This is a genomic window from Tissierella sp. (genome assembly GCF_031460495.1).
GTDB lineage: Bacteria > Bacillota > Clostridia > Tissierellales > Tissierellaceae > JAVKTS01.
Map to the genome: position 1 here is coordinate 189306 of NZ_JAVKTS010000003.1, position 20412 is coordinate 209717.

The 20412-nt window shown below is 30.5% G+C and carries 30 protein-coding genes, 1 pseudogene and 1 other annotated feature; of the genes and pseudogenes, 4 read left to right on the plus strand and 27 right to left on the minus strand.

Annotation, left to right across the window (positions count from 1 at the left end):
• Positions 1-16: 16 nt before the first annotated feature.
• Positions 17-478, minus strand: a complete 462-nt coding sequence (locus tag RIN63_RS08535; protein WP_310444300.1) for a helix-turn-helix domain-containing protein — start codon at positions 476-478, stop codon at positions 17-19.
• 140 nt (positions 479-618) lie between these two features.
• Positions 619-858 (plus strand) — a binding site (T-box leader).
• A 225-nt stretch (positions 859-1083) separates the two neighbouring features.
• Here RIN63_RS08535 and RIN63_RS08540 point away from each other — a divergent pair.
• From RIN63_RS08540 to RIN63_RS08550, 3 genes are read left to right on the plus strand one after another with little or no spacing between them, the layout of a single operon-like run.
• A complete protein-coding gene (locus tag RIN63_RS08540) occupies positions 1084-2070 on the plus strand; it encodes an ABC transporter substrate-binding protein (protein ID WP_310444301.1) in 987 nt (328 codons plus the stop codon).
• Between the two features lie 18 nt (positions 2071-2088).
• Positions 2089-2988, plus strand: a complete 900-nt coding sequence (locus RIN63_RS08545; RefSeq protein WP_310444302.1) for an ABC transporter permease subunit — start codon at positions 2089-2091, stop codon at positions 2986-2988.
• Positions 2954-3718 carry an ATP-binding cassette domain-containing protein gene (locus RIN63_RS08550; RefSeq protein ID WP_310444303.1) on the plus strand — a complete coding sequence of 255 codons (765 nt, stop codon included), beginning with the start codon at positions 2954-2956 and terminating at the stop codon, positions 3716-3718. Before RIN63_RS08545 ends, RIN63_RS08550 begins: the two co-directional genes overlap by 35 nt.
• Positions 3719-3756: 38 nt before the next feature.
• On the opposite strand, the gene nadE is transcribed toward RIN63_RS08550, so the two are convergent.
• The 15 genes from nadE to RIN63_RS08625 form a co-directional block, all read right to left on the minus strand.
• Positions 3757-4551, minus strand: coding sequence for an NAD(+) synthase (gene nadE / locus RIN63_RS08555; protein WP_310444304.1), 795 nt, complete (start codon positions 4549-4551; stop codon positions 3757-3759).
• Positions 4535-5134, minus strand: a complete 600-nt coding sequence (locus RIN63_RS08560) for an isochorismatase family protein (RefSeq protein ID WP_310444305.1) — start codon at positions 5132-5134, stop codon at positions 4535-4537. The genes nadE and RIN63_RS08560 overlap by 17 nt, the downstream gene beginning before the upstream one ends.
• Before the next feature lie 120 nt (positions 5135-5254).
• The gene (locus RIN63_RS08565; protein WP_310444306.1) at positions 5255-5446 is read right to left on the minus strand and encodes a helix-turn-helix transcriptional regulator; all 192 of its coding nucleotides are present in this window, start codon (positions 5444-5446) and stop codon (positions 5255-5257) included.
• A gap of 78 nt (positions 5447-5524) precedes the next feature.
• The gene (locus RIN63_RS08570) at positions 5525-5764 is read right to left on the minus strand and encodes a hypothetical protein (protein ID WP_310444307.1); all 240 of its coding nucleotides are present in this window, start codon (positions 5762-5764) and stop codon (positions 5525-5527) included.
• A 93-nt stretch (positions 5765-5857) separates the two neighbouring features.
• Positions 5858-6049, minus strand: coding sequence for a phage replisome organizer N-terminal domain-containing protein (locus RIN63_RS08575; protein ID WP_310444308.1), 192 nt, complete (start codon positions 6047-6049; stop codon positions 5858-5860).
• 58 nt (positions 6050-6107) lie between these two features.
• Entirely contained in the window at positions 6108-6308 is a 201-nt protein-coding gene (locus RIN63_RS08580) for a helix-turn-helix transcriptional regulator (protein WP_310444309.1), read from the minus strand.
• A 297-nt stretch (positions 6309-6605) separates the two neighbouring features.
• Positions 6606-6752, minus strand: a complete 147-nt coding sequence (locus RIN63_RS08585; protein ID WP_310444310.1) for a hypothetical protein — start codon at positions 6750-6752, stop codon at positions 6606-6608.
• Positions 6753-6853: 101 nt separating this feature from the next.
• Positions 6854-8200, minus strand: a complete 1347-nt coding sequence (dgt, locus tag RIN63_RS08590; protein ID WP_310444311.1) for a dGTP triphosphohydrolase — start codon at positions 8198-8200, stop codon at positions 6854-6856.
• Positions 8201-8309: 109 nt separating this feature from the next.
• Positions 8310-8447: a hypothetical protein gene (locus tag RIN63_RS08595; RefSeq protein ID WP_310444312.1), complete on the minus strand. Its 138-nt coding sequence runs from the start codon at positions 8445-8447 to the stop codon at positions 8310-8312.
• A 53-nt stretch (positions 8448-8500) separates the two neighbouring features.
• The gene (locus RIN63_RS08600) at positions 8501-8785 is read right to left on the minus strand and encodes a hypothetical protein (RefSeq protein WP_310444313.1); all 285 of its coding nucleotides are present in this window, start codon (positions 8783-8785) and stop codon (positions 8501-8503) included.
• Positions 8786-9307 (minus strand): hypothetical protein, encoded by a 522-nt coding sequence (locus RIN63_RS08605; protein ID WP_310444314.1) that lies wholly within the window; start codon positions 9305-9307, stop codon positions 8786-8788.
• Positions 9308-9441: 134 nt separating this feature from the next.
• Complete coding sequence (locus tag RIN63_RS08610) at positions 9442-10209, minus strand: hypothetical protein (protein WP_310444315.1); 768 nt, start codon at positions 10207-10209, stop codon at positions 9442-9444.
• A gap of 150 nt (positions 10210-10359) precedes the next feature.
• Positions 10360-10746, minus strand: a complete 387-nt coding sequence (locus RIN63_RS08615; RefSeq protein ID WP_310444316.1) for a hypothetical protein — start codon at positions 10744-10746, stop codon at positions 10360-10362.
• Positions 10747-10826: 80 nt separating this feature from the next.
• On the minus strand, positions 10827-11006 hold the full coding sequence (locus RIN63_RS08620; RefSeq protein WP_310444317.1) for a hypothetical protein: 180 nt from the start codon (positions 11004-11006) through the stop codon (positions 10827-10829).
• A 156-nt stretch (positions 11007-11162) separates the two neighbouring features.
• Positions 11163-11480 (minus strand): nucleoside triphosphate pyrophosphohydrolase, encoded by a 318-nt coding sequence (locus tag RIN63_RS08625; protein ID WP_310444318.1) that lies wholly within the window; start codon positions 11478-11480, stop codon positions 11163-11165.
• 222 nt (positions 11481-11702) lie between these two features.
• Here RIN63_RS08625 and RIN63_RS08630 point away from each other — a divergent pair, with 222 nt between their 5' ends.
• Positions 11703-12989 carry a sigma-70 family RNA polymerase sigma factor gene (locus tag RIN63_RS08630; RefSeq protein ID WP_310444319.1) on the plus strand — a complete coding sequence of 429 codons (1287 nt, stop codon included), beginning with the start codon at positions 11703-11705 and terminating at the stop codon, positions 12987-12989.
• Between the two features lie 67 nt (positions 12990-13056).
• Here RIN63_RS08630 and RIN63_RS15385 read toward each other — a convergent pair.
• The 11 genes and pseudogenes from RIN63_RS15385 to RIN63_RS08685 form a co-directional block, all read right to left on the minus strand.
• Positions 13057-13260: pseudogene (locus RIN63_RS15385) on the minus strand (glutaredoxin); the annotation flags it as partial.
• A 132-nt stretch (positions 13261-13392) separates the two neighbouring features.
• Positions 13393-14343: a ribonuclease Z gene (locus RIN63_RS08640; RefSeq protein WP_310444321.1), complete on the minus strand. Its 951-nt coding sequence runs from the start codon at positions 14341-14343 to the stop codon at positions 13393-13395.
• Between the two features lie 141 nt (positions 14344-14484).
• Positions 14485-15024: an NUDIX domain-containing protein gene (locus RIN63_RS08645; protein ID WP_310444322.1), complete on the minus strand. Its 540-nt coding sequence runs from the start codon at positions 15022-15024 to the stop codon at positions 14485-14487.
• Positions 15011-15784 carry an APH(3') family aminoglycoside O-phosphotransferase gene (locus RIN63_RS08650; protein ID WP_310444323.1) on the minus strand — a complete coding sequence of 258 codons (774 nt, stop codon included), beginning with the start codon at positions 15782-15784 and terminating at the stop codon, positions 15011-15013. Before RIN63_RS08650 ends, RIN63_RS08645 begins: the two co-directional genes overlap by 14 nt.
• A 10-nt stretch (positions 15785-15794) precedes the next feature.
• Positions 15795-16331 carry a 2'-5' RNA ligase family protein gene (locus RIN63_RS08655; protein WP_310444324.1) on the minus strand — a complete coding sequence of 179 codons (537 nt, stop codon included), beginning with the start codon at positions 16329-16331 and terminating at the stop codon, positions 15795-15797.
• Positions 16332-16414: 83 nt separating this feature from the next.
• Entirely contained in the window at positions 16415-17062 is a 648-nt protein-coding gene (locus RIN63_RS08660; RefSeq protein WP_310444325.1) for an HD domain-containing protein, read from the minus strand.
• An 81-nt stretch (positions 17063-17143) separates the two neighbouring features.
• A complete protein-coding gene (locus RIN63_RS08665) occupies positions 17144-18043 on the minus strand; it encodes a hypothetical protein (protein WP_310444326.1) in 900 nt (299 codons plus the stop codon).
• Positions 18044-18277: 234 nt separating this feature from the next.
• A complete protein-coding gene (locus RIN63_RS08670) occupies positions 18278-18433 on the minus strand; it encodes a hypothetical protein (RefSeq protein ID WP_310444327.1) in 156 nt (51 codons plus the stop codon).
• Positions 18434-18507: 74 nt separating this feature from the next.
• Positions 18508-18702, minus strand: coding sequence for a DUF4177 domain-containing protein (locus RIN63_RS08675; protein WP_310444328.1), 195 nt, complete (start codon positions 18700-18702; stop codon positions 18508-18510).
• 63 nt (positions 18703-18765) lie between these two features.
• Complete coding sequence (locus tag RIN63_RS08680) at positions 18766-19254, minus strand: GNAT family N-acetyltransferase (protein ID WP_310444329.1); 489 nt, start codon at positions 19252-19254, stop codon at positions 18766-18768.
• 184 nt (positions 19255-19438) lie between these two features.
• Complete coding sequence (locus tag RIN63_RS08685; protein WP_310444330.1) at positions 19439-20347, minus strand: AraC family transcriptional regulator; 909 nt, start codon at positions 20345-20347, stop codon at positions 19439-19441.
• Positions 20348-20412: the final 65 nt, after the last annotated feature.

Below are 20412 nucleotides of genomic sequence, written 5' to 3' on the forward strand. Positions count from 1 at the left end.
CTTTTCATATAGATTATTATAGTTTTGCTGTGGCTAAAATATCTAAAATCTCTTGAACTCCCTCAACTTCTCCCGTTATAATAAACCTTGCCTTTTTGTACTCCTCTTGAAATTGAAAAGAATAAGTTATATGACCTGTCTTTTTTCGAAGATTAACAACTTCTAATAGCTTTTTACTCAGATCTTCTATTTTGTCATAGCTTTCGCATGGATAGTCAATGATAGAGCATATATTAATATCTTTAGCTTCCTTATTTTTAATAAAATCAATTACAATTTGGTTTTTTGCTTCATCTACTGAATTAGAAAAATCTTTATCATTAAAAAGTTCACTTATATTTTCTTCTGTAAATCTCCACTGTACTCCGATTTTCTTCCCTTTGAGTTTCCCATCCTTAAGGTAATTTCGTATAGTTCTAGAAGTTAAGCCTGTCATCTTTGCAATATCCTCAACAGTATATAATTTTTCAAACTCCATATCATATCCCCCTTTCATTCATCTGTTTTCATTTTATTTCATATGTTTTCATATGTCAATATAGAAATAAAGATAATAAAGAATTTGAAAGTTTCTCTTGACATTCTTCTGTTAAGGTATTATGATAATCTTTAATATTTAAAAATGCTTTGATGGAGAGAAAAATATCATTGATTATTCAAAGAGAGTTGGGAAGGGTGAGAACCAACAATAACAAGATATATAATATACACTCCTAAGCAGATTCGTTCAACGCTTCGGCAAGTAGACGAATCCGAAAGCCCATCGTTACAAGGGATAAGACTGTTAGGTCTGATTGAGTGATGACTTCTTGTCATAATTAGGGTGGTACCACGGATATATAATCTTTCGTCCCTATAAGTATAGCTAATGCTGTATTTATAGGGGGGGAAGATTTTTTTTATGAACTAACACAACGAAACGAAGTTGAGTTGTTGTAAGTCAAACGCAATGAGCACCAAATCTATACGACCGATAGGAGTAAATAGATTTGAGTTGCGAAACTGTGGAAAATAACCTACTTATATAAATCCTTTAAACTGAGCTAACATTCCATCCAACAAAAATCTTAAGGAGGATAAAAAATGAAAAATTTCAAAGTCACCAAATTAATATCATTATTACTAATAAGTTCAATCACATTAACAGGTTGCACAGGTGCCAAAGAATCAAACGCCAATCCTAGCGAAACAAAGTTTAAAATTGGAATTAGCCAATTAGCAGACCATCCTGCATTGGATGATGCTCGACTTGGGTTTGAAGATGGACTAAAAGAACTTGGTGTAAATGCAGAAATAATATACCAAAATGCACAGGGAGATATACCAACTTCCCTAACCATTGCTCAAAAGCTTACAAAGGATAAGGTTGATTTAATATATGCCATTGCAACACCAGCAGCACAGTCGGCCAAGCAGACTACATCAGATATACCAATAATTTTTAGTGCAGTAACTGATCCCGTAATTGCAGAGCTAGTAAATTCAATGGAAAAACCAGGTAGGAATGTAACCGGTACATCAGATGCAAGTCCAATGGATAGACAATTACAATTATTCAAAGATATTGATAACACTATCATAAAAATTGGAGTCATCTTTAATACAGGCGAATCGAATTCACAAATTCAAGTTGAAATGGCAAAAGAATTAGCTACTGGACTAGGTTTAGAAATAATTGAAGTAGGAGTATCTACTATAAACGATATACCACAAGCTGTAGATTCTATAATTAAGAAAGTAGATGGAATATATACGATTACAGATAATATGGTGGCTTCTGCAATAAATATAGTATCTGAAAAGGCCATAGCCAATAATCTAATTACAGTAGGTGCAGAAGATTCCCATGTAAAAGGTGGAATCCTAGTAACTGATGGCCTTAGCTACTATGAATTAGGAAAGCAATCAGCTAAAATGGCAAAAGAAATATTAGTAGATGGTAAATCCCCTTCAGATATACCTTCAGAGACTTCTACCAATACTAAAAAGGTTTACAATGAAAATACATTAAAAGCTTTAAATATTGACATAAATAACAAAGCATTTAAAGGTGCAGCAAAATCTGATTAAAAACTGGAGTGATATACAATGAGTTCATTAATGGTTACATCCTTAGAGCAAGGACTGATATTTGCAGTTTTAGCTATGGGAATATTTTTAACTTACAAAATATTAGATATAGCGGATCTTTCAGTAGAAGGAACCTTTCCTTTTGGAGCTTTTATATTTGCTAAGTTTATTTCAATGGGAGTTAACCCAATAATAAGTACTTTAATGGCTTTCTTCTTTGGAACTTTGGCAGGATTACTTACTGCTACACTCTTTACAAATTTGAGAATAAAACCACTATTGGCCGGGATATTAACTATGACCATATTATATTCTGTAAATCTAAAAATAAATGGAAAATCTAATATGCCCCTTTTCAGTTATGGCTCAATATTCGATTTAGGCTCAACTTTAGTAGTATTAGTTGTCATTGTATTGTTGGTAAAAATAATCTTAGATCAATTTCTAAAAACAGAAACAGGTTATTTGTTAATAGCAACAGGAGATAACGAATCCCTAGTAAGATCTCTGGGAGAAAATAGCAATAAATACAAGACAATAGGACTAATGATAGCCAACGGATTAGTAGCTCTTAGTGGGGCATTGATGGCTCAATTCCAAGGCTTTGCAGATATAACAATGGGTAGCTCTATTATAGTTGTAGCCCTTGCCTCAATAATAATAGGAGATACTATAAAAAAGAATTCAAATAAACTCAAGAATACAACAAGAGCAATATTAGGAGCAATAATATACAAGATTATTGGTGGAATTGCCATAGACCTTGGATTAAACCCCAATGACCTTAGAGCAATAAATGCAATAATCGTAATAATATTCATATCCTATAATAATTTTGCAGTAGATATCTTTGGGTTATTCAAAAATAAGGGAGGGGAAAAAGATGTTAAAAATAGCAAATCTATCAAAGAGTTTTAATAAAAATACGGACAACGAAATAGACATCTTTAGCAATTTCAATTTAGAAATAGAAGAAAATAAATGCACAGCAATTATTGGTTCAAATGGCTGTGGGAAGTCTACACTCCTAAATATAATAGGTGGTAGTATATTAGCAGACCAAGGAAAGATTGCCATAGATGGAAAAGATATTTCAATGCTAAGAGAAGAAGAAAGGTCCATTCACATAGGTAGGGTACATCAAGATCCGTCTATGGGAGTATCCCCTTCATTAACCATATTGGAAAATATGTCCTTGGCAGATAAAAAGGGTGAAAAATTCACCTTAAGAAAGCTTGTAAAAAAGAATAATATTGATAAGTATGTAGAGCTATTAAAAGATTTGGACTTAGGCCTTGAAAACAAATTAAATACTAAGGTAAAATTTTTATCTGGTGGACAAAGACAATCTCTTTCTCTGATAATGGCTGCTATGAAACATCCTAACTTGTTGTTACTTGATGAGCACACAGCAGCTTTAGACCCAAAGACTTCTCATGTTATAATGAGAAAAACAAAAGAATTAATAGACAAATATTCAATAACAACCATAATGATATCCCACAACATGAGAGATGCCATCGAATATTCAGATAGGATAATAATGCTGGATAAGGGGCAAATAGTATTAGATAAACCAAGTAAAAATGTAACAGAAACAGAATTAGTCCAAATCTATAAGGAAAAGTTTGTACAAATAGTAGCATAAAATAAATCTGAGGTCAATTGGAATGGCCTCAGATTATATCATTTATAGATATTTGCAATGTCTTGTGCTTTAATAGGCAAGGCAGCATTAAACATAGGAATAGGTAAAAACTTATGACGACTATATTTATGCATACTATCAATCTTCTCTTTTATATCTTCATCTTCACATATTCCTTCTCTAATATAATTATTTAAGACTTCATAAGAAAACCCAAATACTTCTTCATCCACTTTCCCTGTAAGTCCATCACTTGGTTTCTTTATAATAAATTTAGAAGGTATCTCAAGAAACTCTCCAACTTGTATAACTTCATCAGATGTTAGCATTCCCAGCGGAGAGAAAGCTCCTGCTGTATCTCCATATATGGTAGCATAGCCAATCCAATCTTCGGAAATATTGCTAGTATTTATGACCCTACTCTTATCTATAGACTGAGAAATAGCATAGAGTAAAGTCATTCTAACTCTTGGTGGAAGATTTAGTTTAGTTTGCTTTGAAACATCTGGAATCAACCCCTTATCAATATCTTTCAAAGCATGTAAAAAAGATTTTGTCATTTCTTCAATATTTACTTCTATACTTTCAATCTCCAAAACCTTGCAAATCTCTTTAGAATCAGAAATATCATGTTGGATTCCATCAGGCATAAGAACACCTATAACATTTTCCTTTCCCAAAGCTCTAACGCAAAGAGCAGCTACTACAGAACTATCCTTTCCTCCAGAGATCCCGATAACAGCCTTATCTCCACCATTTTTCACCATACTGTCTTTTATCCATTGAATTAAATCATTAGTTAAATTTTTTAAAGCTTCACTTGATAATTTCATCCTTTTCTCTCCTTATTTCCATTCCTAAAGCTTCCATTATTTTTAATGCTCTTTTATGATCCTTTTCATTTTTGCTCATACAAAGTGATTCATGTATAACAATATTTGCCTGAGGGAAAGCACTTTGGAGACAAATGGCATTTGCAAGAACACAAATATGAGTCTCTATCCCTACAAACTCAATTTCTTCAATAATATGATTTTGCTCCTTAAACCTTCTTTGAATTTCAAATAAAGTTTCAGGGGGAATAGCATAATATGATTTCTTAACCTTTTCATGTTTATCCAAATAAGATTTTAAAAGTTTATATGGCTCACAACTCCATTTTTCTTCTTTATCTGATTTCATTTCTTGAATTTCTATGCTTTCTATATCATTAATGAGATTCTGTTCACTATTTTCACCTTTAAAGTTATTTTTTTCAATAGGAATATCTACAGTATGAAATATATATTCCCCTTTTTCCTCAGTTTTTTTTATCTTATCTATGATTCCATCTACCATCTTTTCAGAATCCTTTATATATCTTTCTCCTTTATCCTTATCTATATAAGAGTTTTGCATATCTATAATAAATAACACATTCCACCACCTATTAAGAATAATTAAGTATAGAATGTATTATGCCCATTAGTAATCAATTATAAATGATTAATCCTAAGAAAATAGATTGCTTGAATACTTTCTTAGGATTAATGTAAATTATTTAATCTCGATATATATTTTTTTTCCTAGACTTTTTGCAACTTTAACTAGAAAATCAAGTGATGGATTGTAAGAGCCACTTTCTAATCTTGAAATATTTGATTTTTGAGTTCCTACTCTTAAGGCTAACTCTTCATCCTTCATCAATTTTTCTTTTACAAAATCAAATTTCACACCCGCTTTACTCATCATCACACCTTCTTTCATAATCTATTTTGTACCTTCTCGCTCTTTCTAATTCATGATCTCGTGTCTTGTTGCTTTTCTTTACGAATCTGGATCCTTATATGAATTTTCTATTGCATATTTGTCTGGATAAAGCATGCGATAAATTTCTTCCTCAGATTTGTCTTTAACATCATTAAAGGTAATACCGAGGCTGTCAGCAATATTAAATACATCACTAACAGAGTTTTTAGACATATGTCTTGTACTAGCTATTAAATTATGTGACATATGTGCTGAACGAAGCTCAAGAATGAGCTTCACTTTGATTCTATTAGCCATAACATTTCCCCCCTTTCTGTAAATTCAGTAGCATAAGCTACTTCTTTATTTTACAGAAAGATCTGTGAAAGTGGAATCATCGTGCGAATTAATCTAAAGAATTATTGGTGGCATCATCATGAGTATTAGTGGATCTCTAATGCATATCGCTGGATCATATTCAGCGATATAATCATTAAACCAAATAACAATTATCCCATCAGCCTCAGGCATACTTTCAATTAACAATACCTTATCATCATCAAATATATCCGTAACTATTTTAATCCATTTAACTTCAACCATTTTTCAATTGACAAATACATCCCTATTCTAATTTAAATATTTAAAGAGTTGTATTAAACTACCGAGTTGTAATTGCTTCATAAAATTCATCTAAAGTAAGACCCAGACACGATGCAATTCTCTTAGCTGTTTTCATAGAAGGCAACCTTTCCCCACTTTCAATCAAACTATAAAAAGCAGGACTAATCTTAATTGCCTCGGCAATATCTTTTTGCAACAATTCTTTACTGATTCTAATTTTCTTCAAACTTTTTCTCATTTCATCCCTCCATTTTTATTTCTTACTTAACAAATAGAAATAAAACGTGAAAGTTACTATGGGTAATTTGGTGAAAATAAAAAAATAATCTTGATATTATTATCTATCAAGATTATCTTTAAAATTAATTTTCAGTTTCGGAAAGTCATCTATCATTTCATTATCTGGTGTTATAGGTTGTATACTCATGTAACCTCACGGGCATCCTCATTTTGAACCTGTAAGTAATTCTTACTAGTTTAACTTTCTTCAAGTTCTCCTTATTCATAAACATCTTTTATATGTTCTTTAATGATATTAACTCCTTTTGTAATATAAGAACTTTTCTTCAATAGTAGTTATAAGTGCTTCATAGGATTCATTTACAGTAATACAAATTGACTCTGCAATATCTTTTCTTATTAAATCTTTACTGATTCTATTTTCCTTTAAGATCTTTTTCAACTCCTCCCTCCATTTCTATTTTTTACTTAGCAAATAAGATGGAAAAGTTAATATGAGTAATTTTAGTGATTTTATTTAGTTGTTGATGTAATCATAAACTATTAGTAATATTCTGGTTCATACAGTTTTTTGTATTCTCTTGAGGCATATTGATCTGTCATACTTCCTATATGGTCGCAGATTAATCTTACAAATTCCGAATCACTTTTTAAATCTCCAATATTATCTGCAATATTAAACCTATTAAATTCTTTTCCCTTTTTAATAAAATACCTATTTAAAATATAATCAGGTAGTTGTTGCGGATGATTAAAATATGCTTTAAATAACCTTTTAATTATATACTCAGCTTTTAAGTCTGATTGTGTTACCTGCTGAGAAGCAATAACTAATTTAGTTATTAAGTTACTTAACTCTTTATGTAATTCTTCTGTTTCTTTAGAAAAAGAAACAATTTGCTCTTTATATACATCTTCAAGGCTTGTGTACTTAGGAATTCTGTTTTCATTTTTTAATTTAGATAAATTTTCACTAGTTGTTTTGCAAACATCATTAATTAATTCACCTACCATATATTTAATTAGCACATTTCTAACATCTACAGTTTCTACTAAATCATCTAAATTAATTTTTCTCTCCGAACATATTTTTTTAATTAATCCATCATTTTTAAAATTCTTTAGATCTATTATTTTTGCTCTTATCCCATCTTCTAAATCATGAGTACATTGAGCTATTTCATCTGCGATTGCAACAACCTGTCCCTCCAAAGTAAATGAAGGCTTATCTATAGATATTCCATCAAGATTAAGTGTTGAATAACTAACTTCAACCTTTTGACTGTCTAAAGAATTTCGACTTGCAATATCCTTAGGGATTCTTATTTTAGAACCAGTATGTTTTAGAATACCCTCCCTTACTGCTAATGTTAGATTTATACCATTATATTCATTCGATCTTTTTTCCATATTATCAACTATCTGCAGACTTTGATAATTATGCTTAAATCCCCCAAATTTATTATGGTTAAATTCCCCCTCATTATCTTTAATATCACCCGATATTAACAGGTGTAACGTCCTTTCACCAATATGCCCAAATGGCGTATGACCTAAGTCATGACCTAAAGCTATTGCTTCTGTTAGTTCATCGTTTAGTCCTAAATTCTTACTTATAGACCGAGCAATCTGATTAACTTCCATAGTATGTGTTAATCTATTCCTATAATGGTCACCCAAATTAGCATTAAATACTTGTGTTTTATGCATTAGTCTTCGAAAAGCCCTTGAGTGTATAATTCTATCCCTATCCCTTTGAAAATCTAATCTCTCTATAATATCCTCATTGGGTTCAAAATTACGCCTTTTAGTTAGGCAAGATGGATTACTTTTAACAGCAAACTCACTTAAATATAACATTTCTTTCTTAAGTAATTCTTCTCTATTCATAATATCCCTCCAAATTATATTTTGTAGTATTTAATTTAACAGTTCTTCCACAAACGACATTTTAGCAATACATCCCCTTCATTATCTGCTGGAATAGAAATATCAATATTTATAAAATCCCCCATTGCTCCGCCCACAAAGCCTTAAACACAGCATCTTCTGGAGAACTATAGAAAATTAAATTAAAGGCTCCAACTAATTCTGGTGGTACTGACCCTAGATCTGCTGCTGAAGTTAGAGGTAACAATACTTTTTTTGCACCACTATTTAAACATACTTGTAGGGTATTGGCTAATTCATCTACCTTAATAGCGTTCCTCCTATACTTATATCACCTAATATAGCCATACTACTTAAAGATGGCTTTCCTAATGCAATAGAGGATATCGCTACCATTGTTGGTAATGTTAATCCTGTAATCATACCTATACCATTTGAATCCTGAACATTTACTAAATAATCCTTTGTAGTAGTGCTTATATTTCCACCAATACTTTTACTATTGGCTTTCAGATATTTATATGCTGTATCAACAGCTTCTTTAGATTCTGAATTTTTATCCTTATAATATTTCCTATATAACAATTATTTTATGAATTCAGTGATTTTATTTAGCATAGTCTTAGCTCTAATGTTACCTTTATTCATCTCTTCATCTAATATTTCTTTAACTATCTGATAAACAGATATATTATTTGAACAACCTGATGAAATAATTTTAAATTGATCCTCAGTATAATTTTGTAATATCTTATGTACAAGGTCTTTATATATCCCGCAATATATGCTTCTTGATTCAGGTTTTATTTCATTTCTATACATTTTCTTATATCTTTCTGTATTTCTTGTAGAATCTATATTTTTATCCATACCAAACTTTTTTTCTAAATTTAATTTTTCTTTGTATTCTTCTATAAAGTTTAAACTTTCAGCTTTATAAGACTCATCAAAATCCGACTCAATAGTTCCATCTAAGTTTATAATTAAAATATCTACTGGATATGTCTTATAGAACATCCTATCCATAACCATTTCATTTGTTTCTTTGTCTTCAAATACAAGCTTTGCCATCATAGTAATTGTTGTGCTTTCTACATCTAGAAACAATTAAATCCATAAACCTTTTAAATTTATTGATTTTTATGCTTTTAATCTTCATATTTTTTATCCTTTCACATTTATTATCTATATTACTTTATTGCATCCTTATTTATCTATTTCAATAAAATAATATTTTTAATTTATTGGTAGATAGCTAATATCTCTAATGTTATAAAATCTTCATTAATACTAATATTATTTATACCGTCTATTTTGTTATTACCTAATTGCCTTCTAATTGCCCTTCCTATTCCGAATAAATCCTTCATTACATCATAAACTACAACAGGTTCACTTTGAATGTCTCTTCTAAATAAAAGTTTTGCAATTATAGTAACATCTTGATTTTCAAAGTCCTCTAAATTAGCCATATCACAATGTAAGTAATTTGAGTTAATTTTCGAAAAACCTAATCTGTTAGACAGAACTTGATCATTTTCAATAAATATTGGAATCTTAGTACTGTCCTTTCCTAATAAACTATTTAATAAATCACTTTCATCTTTTGAATTAGTATCTACACTTCTTATCAAAATTGGTTTAAATTGATTTATTAAATCTAGCATGTCAAATTCTGGTGGGATTTCAAAAATAGCATTAAAATGAATAATAGATGATCTACTAATTGTTTCAATATCAAAATTGTCATTTTTAGTAAAGTCATAATAGTCATCTCTATCCTTTAGTAAATTCTCAAACTCAGCACAATCAAGTAAATAGTTGCTTAAAATTTCACCATTCATTTCACTTCTTCCTGTAAATTCCCCTGATAAAACTGGTATTTGAGCTTTTCCTATCTTTTCACTACTTATTTTAACATTATTTAGTGAAATTGCCTTTTTTCCTTCAATCAATGATTTGTACTCTGTTATCTTTTTATTGTCAAAATATATTAAAGTTCTAAACAAAGTTATTCCTCTCCTTTAAATATATATATTGAGTTTAATTACATAACAAACATTCTATATAGTATTCATTGTATTATATTCATCATAAAATCCAAATTTCCTTTATTAGTTTATAATCAAATATCATATTATTATTCATACTTACAAGATTTATCCACTATATCCAAACATCTTATCCCCAAAATACTCCCTTAATTTCCTATCACTCTGCTCCATTATCCATTTCTTCTCATCATCACTAAGCTTTTTCAAAATATGTCTACCTATTTCTATATACTCCAAGTCTTTATTCCTTTTTATGAAATTCATATCTTCAAATCTTTTAAAAGGGTTAGTAAAGATATTGTTTTCTACTTTTTTTCTTGTATATTCTCTTAAGTAAAGGCAAGTCTTTTTCTCAACTACTAATCCTTTTTCTCTTCTATCTTCATAATAGTCAATGAAATAGTCTACTAGATCTTCAACCCTTACCCTTCCCTTATCATCTATATTTTCAAATATAGCTTTTAATAGTACCGGTTTGTATGAATAGCTCATACCCATTTTATCTACTATCTTCTCACCCCTAGTCTTCTACTGGTATTGTCAATGAAAAGAATTGTCATCCATGCTCGATATTATAACTTATTTACCATACCAATAATATTTGGTAAATAAACAATTATTATAGATATAATAGCTGCTAACCAAAATATTACCTTGGTGGTTTTACTTGATCTTTTCTTTTCAATAATACTATAGGACCAGTATAGCAATCCAGCCGTAAGGATTACAAACAATGGCTTATACTTAGTCATATTTGAAAAATATGCACTGCCAACTGCCCCCAAACCTAGAGGCGCTAGTATTAGCCCACCTGTTCAGCATAGGGTTGCAAAAATAGATGTGAAAATTGATAAAAAACTAAGCACTTTTTCTTTCATGAAATACCTCCAATATATCTTTTGTACTAATTATTCTATTACCTCTACTAACAATAATCCTTCCTTAAATCTACCTCTTTTGATGTTTTTCTTTTCTCTTATTTCATTAAATTCCTCTAGACTAATACCTTTGTATTCTAGGATAGCTTGTACTACTTCTACTAAGTCTGCTAGTTCTTCTACTTCTCCTGATTGTTTATATTCATTTAGTTCTTCAAACAACTTCATATTTAACAAGTTTAGCAATTCTTCTCCTTCTACTTTCTCAACTACAGCCTTTTTCCCACTAGCCTCAATTATTTCTGGTATTCTATCTCTGATTAATTTATTATACTTAATTGTTTTCATACCCAATTCAACCCCTTTATCCAACACTTTTTAACTATACTGTATCACTTGTTAAATACATTTTATCATAATTTTCAAAATTATTATACAGTCCCCAATAGTATTAAGTATAAAAGGCATACAATTCTTTATGATATAATATTTTTAAAAAATGAACCTTTCTTCATCTTTTTCCGTCTATAGATGTGAAAGCGCTTTTAATATGAGAATGGAGGTGAGAATATGGATGATAATGAATTTAATTTGTTGTTAAGTAATTACAAAAATTCCATTGAACGCTTTATTTATTACAAGATGCCAAATAAATACGATGCTGAAGATGTATTGCAGGAGGTTTTAATAACTGGGTATCAGTCCTTGGATAAATTAGAATCTAAGGATAAGTTTAAATCTTGGATGCTATCCATAGCTGCAAATAAGTGTAAGGATTATTATAGAAAAAAGCTTAAGCTTCTTGAAGTGCCAATAGATGAGCTTTATAGCTATGAGATTTCCTCTGGAAAAACTGGAATTACTGTTAAGGAAATTGTAGATGATACCCTTGAAAACCTTAATGATGAAGATAAAAAAATCCTAGTTATGCACTATATTAGAGGAATTGATCAAAAAAGCATATCATCAATACTTAATATCCCAGTTGGCACAGTAAAAAGCAGATTATTTAAAGCTAGGCAAAAATTCAAAGAAATATATCCATATCCACCAAATGTGAAAGGAGAGTTTTTAATGAAAGAATCAAAGTTTCCACAAATTATGCCTGAGATTATTATAGCTAAATCTAATTTACCTGAATTTGAAGTAAAATGCGAACAGGATATAGGTTTTTTTATCATCCCTCGATTAGAAGAAAAATCACATTATGCCACCTATGATTTTGATGATTGCCCAAGAATGAAGAAAACAAGTGAAACTAATGTAAAAGTCATAGGAAAAGCTGTTATCCATGGAATTGAATGTGTTGAAATAGAAGAAGAAATGGTAAACGAAGATGGAAGCAAATATGGCTTTACAATGTTTGAAAGACTAACAGATACACATTTGCAAACTGTAGCAGCTATAGATAACCATAATGGTTCAAAAAATATATCTACATTTTTAGATGATGATTTCCTTAATTTTTGGGGATATGGTGAAAATAATTGTGGTGTAGAACTACTTCAAAAAAGAACTGGAATCATTGAATGTAATGAGAATGGTGAACTATATAAGGATAGTACAGATATTCATAATTCTGATATTGTTGGTAGATATCTAGTTAAGATTGGAAGCAAAGAATATGATACTGTTAGGCAAGTATATTTCAATAGTCATGGAGAAATTGTTGAAAATTATATTAATACTGATGGTAAAGTAGTTCTATTTAGACGATTTAATAAGTTTGACTGGAGATATGGAAAGGGCTATGATAAGCTTTGGACTGAAATGTTTCCTTATTCTGATAGAATCACTTTAAATGGGGATATTTATGTTCACTGGTATAATTGCTTACCTGATTATGTAATTGCTTAGAAATTAGAAAAATCTAGAGGCCACTTGAAAAAGAACTTTTTCAGTGGCCTCTGTAAAACATCAACTTTTATATTTCTAATTCATTATAATCGAAAATAATTTGCTCGCCACCATTTACAACTATACAGGGTAGTCCTACTCTTCCTGCTTCCCTGACTTCTTTAAATTCATCATAGTTATCTCTATACTTTAAAAACATCTTTAAATTTAACATATTCTCTGTAATATCTAAATATACAAACTTAATATCATGATCGGAAAGATACTCTTTCGCTGGCTCACAGCCTGATCAATGCTTACTTCCAAATACAATTATTTTTCTCATTTGATTCCCTCCAATTTCAATATATATCTTCATTATATACTGTTGGCGCTAATCTTTCCATAGTAATAGTACATTAGGTCATCTAAAAACCAAGGTTTTACTTAAACTATCATAAGCTATTATTGTATTTACAAATATGTCCCTCGCATTGTTACTATATAATTCTGGTTCATCCATTGCTGTACTAAAATGAGTGAGCAATAGTTCACATACTTTCCCTTTATATGCCAACTCTGCAGCCTCAGCAAAAGTCATATGCTTGTTTTTTATGGCTTTTTCAAGGTCTTCGTTATCACCATAAGTTCCTTCACATACAAATAAATCACTTTCATTAATAAAACTTGGTATTGCATCTATTGGTCTTGTATCAGTTATGTAGCTAAGTTTTATACCTCTTCTTTCTTCCCCTAATACCATACTAGGTTCATATACTTGATTTTCATGAGTTACAGTTTCACCATTTTGTAGTCTTCCCCATATTTCCTTTGGTACTTTATTTAGTTCTGCCTTCTCTGGATAAAACTTAGGCTTTCTTTGTAAATAAAAACTATATCCTAGACATGGTGCTGAATGTTCAAGTTCTAATGAAGACAATATAATCTCTTCATTAGAAAAGTCCTCCACCTCTTTTACCTCCAATATGCCTGATACGATACTAAGACCTAGTGAACCTTCAGGACTTTCTATTATATGTAAATCATAAGGAAGATATGGAAGAGCTACCATGATACTATTTATTACATCTGCTATACCAGCTGGCCCTATTATTGTAATAGGCTCAGTTCTATCACTATTCCCAATAGTCGATAGAAGCCCTGGCAAACCAAATATATGATCTCCATGACAATGGGTTATACATATTACATCAATGGATTTAAATCCACTATTAATTTTTCTCATGGCTACTTGCGTACCCTCTCCACAGTCTATAAGAATCTTCCTTCCTTTATAGTTTATAAGTAAAGAAGATAGAAACCTATCAGGCATAGGCATCCCGCCACCAGATCCTAATAAAGATATATTAAGCAATTAAATCATCCCTTTTAATTAGTTATATTGGCTTTATTATACCCTTATTGAGTGAAGTTAGATATATTAATAGAAAAAACCAAAACAAAGTATAGATATTTGTTTTGGTTTCTATATTGTTAAGTTATATTTTCCAGATCATTATATCTGTATATACTGCGAAAGTAGCTTAAAATAATCATCACTATATCTAAAAAAGCTTCCCTCATATATCATTTCTCTTAATTCTTTTGCATTAACCCATTTAACATCATCTACTTCTTCTTTCTGTAAGGTGATGTCTTCTAGCTCAATGTCTTGTTTCACAACCCAAATATCAGTTAAGTCATTTTTGCGTTTATGCCTTAGAGGTTCTAACATAGAATTTAAATTAACTTCTATGCCTAATTCTTCTTTTGTTTCTCTACAGGCAGCCGTAATACTATCTTCACCTTGAATAGCAGATCCTCCTGTTGTAGCCCATACTCCAGGGGCGAACTCTAAATGCTCTGGTCTTTTTTGAATCAATATTTCCCCATTGCTATTAACAATCCATATATGAACTACCAGATGATATTCATCTGCTTTTAATTCTTCTCCTCTCATAATGGTTCTTCCTGTTAGATTCCCATTTTCATCTAATATGTCCCATATCTCCATAGTAATAAACTCCTCCACAATTTTCTTATTAAAATAACTCATCTAGAAGAATATAGTAATCAACTTTTTCCCAATTAGGTTCTATACCTAGGTATTTAAAAAGTAAATCTGTATATTTATCTGTATCATAATTATGTTTCAATGACCTAACACATAAAGCTATATCCTGATATATATCTGCTATTCCGCCTCTCCCTAAGTCTATGAAACCATTAACTTTATTGTCTTTGGCAATAATATTAGGAAGGCAATAATCTCCATGAGCAAATATAGGGGTAAATTCTTTAGGCTTATTTATCCTTAAATATTCCAGTAACTCCATAGGAGTATTAAATCTGTTGTTTTCCTCCCAATCAGACATATCAACGAGATTATTATTTATATTATCTAATGCCTCCTCTAATTTTATTTCAAGGCTATTATCAAATGTGCAATTTTCAATTGAAATAGTTTCTAGCATCTTTATTCCATCTGCTAAAAGTTTAACTGTCTTTTCTGGATTGTTAAGACAATATTCTGAGCAGAGCATTTCTCCATTAACTTCTGTCATAAGTAAATAATCGAAGCCATTATATGAGTCAAAGTATATTATTATAGGAACTGGTAGTTTGTCTTGTAACCACTCCATAATTTTTAATTCTCTATGAAGTCCCTGAAGAACAGGTTGAATCTTTAGATAATAGGATGTCTTATTATTATAATATCTATATACTCCAGCCGTAGAACGACCAATATCGTCCACTTCACAAGTCATCCCTTCTAAGAGCATCTGCAAATCTTTTGGAAATTGTTGTGCATTCATTTCATTTCACCTAAACTACATCTAGAAATCTAAATGACTTTATTACCTTTACTGGATCGAATTCTATTAGTTTAATAGTTTCAATTTTTACATCGAATGGCTTAAAATCTTCTTTGACAACTTCAAATGCCTCGGGCATTTTTGACTTGGCAATATTCATTCCTAGTGTGCAATGAGGATGCCAAAACTCAGGTAAATAATACTTTGATTGTCCTTTGATATTTTCCATATGTTTGTGTAACTTTTTATGGAAGTTTATTAATATATCTGAAGGGTCTGGAGATATAAATAATACCCCTTCGTCTGATGGAAAACTCCCTAGATTAGACATCCTTATATTAAACTCACTTTCATCCTTAACTACCTTTTCAATTATCATTTCCACCTCTGAAATGTTAATATCATCAATTATAGCCAATGAAATATGCGGGTACTCTCCAAATTCATCCATATAATCTGATATACCTCTTTCTTTTAGCTTTTTCCACATGTTTTTAACAATCAGGCTGCTCTCCTCATCAAAGTTCAATTCAATAGAAAATGGCATAAGCTCTCCCTCCCAAATTTAATCTATCTGTATATTAATATAAGTTTCATTTTGTATTACATCACAAAACTTTATGGACATATCTAGACGATACTGTAGCTTGATTCAAGCTGAGATCTTAATCTCTCAAAAAATTGTGTTTGAAATGTAATTTTATCAACCCACATATCAGTTCCAGTTTTAGTGGCTAATTCCATATCCTTGTACTTATTTAACTTTTCTAGAACTACAGCTACATATTCCATTTGCTCTTCATAGCTAAGTCCTGAAAATGATTTATATTCTAAACCTTCATAGATTCTAAAAGCATCAAATCTGTCAATATTGTCACAATCTCCAATACTTTTTGCCAGCGCTGTTCTTTCACCAGTGAAATCTGATTCATCATCAACATGGATAGCTATACCATAACAAATTTCATCTACTTGTCCACTACTTAGTTCCAATGTTTCTAGAAATGGTCTTGCTATTTTAGCGGCGTTTCTCCCATGATCTAGCCAATCTTTTTCTGTACGGAATTCATCTATATAGCTTATATCGTGCAAAAGACAGCCAATGATTAGTGATTCTTCATTCAAGCTCTCTTTCATTGCAATTTCTTTTCCTATATTTGCTATACGAATTGTATGCTCCAGTCTATATTTTTTGTCTTTTGGATTTCTTGACATATACTCACTCATATTAAATTGTTCCTTTATAAAATCAATAGTTTTGATTATGTTGTCCCCCATTTTTTACCTCCTCAATTTCTTATTATTTCTATCTTTTATAAACTAACATAGAATATACCTATGCTTTATTACTCATATTGTTTATTCTTCTGGTTTAAAATAATTCATGATCCAATCATAGCAATCTCTTAATTCGTTCTCAGTTAGAATCTCTGAGCGGTGCTCAAATAATACCTTTACATCTTTGTTTTGGGAAGATATTATTTCTAAGAATTCTCCAATATTACCCCATCCATCCTGTGTATTTAGACCTATCAATGCGGGATAATGCCCATACTCAATTATATCTATAACCTTAATATTAGATATATGAAGTAAATATGTATACTTAGCCATGTCCTTTATAAATCCATTTTTGTCAAAGCTTTTATCTATTTTACTCAAAACATGAATCCTTGCACTATCTAAACATAGCTTTATATCTGAATACTCCTCTAACAAATCTTTTAATAAGTCACCCTGATATAAATACTTATTTAGCATCTCTATTTCCAATACTATTTGAATTTTATACCTTCTGGATAATTCAGATAGTGTTTTTAGTGTATCTTTACATTTATCTGCAAATATTTCAAAACCATAATAATCTTCACTAATAACTTCATTTTTATGAGAAAAATTACATTTGTCCCAGCTAAGTTTTTCATTAACTACCATAGGTTTAGGGAAATGTATTAGCAAATATTCTGCCCCTATCTCTGATGCATATTTAATTTCATTTTCAACAGCTATAAATGCTTCTACAACTTCACTTTCATCAAGTGATAATAATAATGGATCCCTATATTTATAGCTTGTCTTTCTTAAGGGAAAATGCACCCCTATTTTAAAATTATCTCTTTTAGCTATCTCAACTATTCTTTGTACTTCTTTTTCATCAGTGAAATTACAAAATTCTATTCCTGAAAATTCCGATGAAAAATCTCTATTATACTTTGTATCATCAAATTTGCAATGCATTCCTATAAAATACTCTACCATCAAAATCCCCTTTTCTCTATTAAGTCTTCAATAATTCATACTAAGATTTCTCTCCTTAAATTGTTCTACTTATATATTCTACTTAATTTGTAGAATCCCTTCTTTTTTTAGAACTTTTTATCATATAAAAATGACTTTTTACCAAATTCCTAGTAAAAGGTCACATAAATGTATCTAATCAATAATCATTAATTAATGTGTATAAATCAAAATTATTTCATTTTAGAGAATGTTTTAGGATAATCCATCTATCAATCCTCTTAATATTTCACTTGCTTCGTCAATAGAATAGGTTTTTGCTCCATTAATTTTATCTATTTCAGCATCACGCAATTTTTCTCTTAAATCTAGTATTTCCTTTCGCAAGGAAGTTGAAGGTTTGATTTTCATATTATCACCTCGTATAGTTTTCTATGTTTAAAAAAATAATTTAGATAATGATTTATCTGTCTTTTATTATTTTTCTACTTTTTTCTCTTAAATACTGCTATTGCATCCCTACTATAACCTTGGGCCGCATTTGCTGTAAAACAGGATACTAGCTCCCATCCTTGTTCTCCTAGTTTGTTAAGTTCATAATCAAAATCTTCTATTTCTAATATTCCTCCACTAAATCCCTTCAATCCAAATTTAATAGTCTTATATTCCCATCTCTCCAATTTTTTCCCCCCTATACATTATCTCCCTTTTTTACTTTTAACTACTTGTGTCATATTAATGAATCATTTGAGGCTTCTTACCATCAATAAACATGGGCTTTGTTCTCCCCAGATTTCTTTAATTTCTTCTAAGGGATAAAATCCTGATTTGTTATAAAATTCTCTAGTTTTCCTATAGTTCTTATCTGGATGACTTTCTCCAAGGGTTTTTACCATTAAAAATTTATAGCCATTTTTTTGAGAATAGCTTGCTGCTCTTTCAACTAATTCTCTGCCGATTCCTCTATTATGATATCCCTTCAAAACACCCATAGCATATATTTCAGAGGTATATTCATTGTTAATCTTTAGGCTTAAAAACCCTACTGCTTCATCATTATGAAAAGCTGCATAAAATATCATTTCTTTTGATTTGTCAACATATTCTACAATAGCTTCCTCTATTCCAAACCATTCAGGCAATTGCCTAAGTATTAAATCAGTAATGTTTAATTTCATTTCTGCATTATCTATGGATTTAATAAAATAATCTTTGTTAATAGTTTTAGTCATTACAACACCCCCAAATAATTTCAACTAATATAGAGATACTAAATCTCCTATTACTTAATTCTACATATTTTGTCAAAATCCTTCTATAAATCAAAATACTTTTTGTATATTCAAATATTCTTTTAATTAGAATAAGGCAGTTCCTAGACCGCCTTATCCATCTAACTCCTATAAATTTCAATAGTTATATATTTACTTGCCTAACGGGTCTCGCTTCAATATATCCTCTATATCCCATAGGCATAAGCTGAAATCTCGGTGCATCTTCATCAGCCCATCTAAATCCATAGATTTCTGGATTATAGATTTTCATTACCTCCCATAGTTCACCTATGGCATCTTGAAACTTATCATCGTCATAAGGCTGTCCTTGAAATACCATCATCTTACATGGTAGCAAGTCTATGATATCAAAGCCTTCAGGTATTCCCCCTGTATAATCCATAGGAACTTCTACGCCTTGTGCATATAGTGATGTACCAGGTATCTGCATGTTTTCAGGTAACCATATTCCTATAGGCTCATATAAGGCTTCTTTAATGCTGGAAATTATACCCCATACATCACACCCAACTTCCTCACAATATTCGAAGTAATGTGTAGCTTTAATTCCTCTCTTTAATATCAACTTTCTTGCTGGTCTATCAACTACTTGAACAAACACTGTACCAATATCAGGTTTTTGTTTCATAATACCCTCTCCTCTTTGTAAAGTAAGATAATAGTCACGGATACGATTTGGCATAAATAATTTTACCGGGGGAGTGTTCTTGAAATAATATTTAGGAGTCATACCAAAGTACTTAGAAAATGCTCTTGTAAATCCCTCATGAGAATCAAATGCAAAATCTAAAGCCACATCAATAATTTTAATATTTTCGTCTCTTATTTTTACAGCAGCTTCTGAAAGTCTGAGATTTCTAATATACTCAAAAGGAGTTTTTCCGATCAATTCCTTAAATACTCTTCCAGAATGCCATGGTGAATAACCAGCAGCTTGTGCTAATGCATAAAGAGTAATTGGCTCATTTATGTGTTCTTCGATATAATCCTGCATACGCTGAACTGCGTTTATTTTTTCCCAACTCTCCATGTTATCATCTCCTATGTTGAGAATACAACTTTAAGAAAAGTTTTTCTTGACTTGGCTTGCTAAGA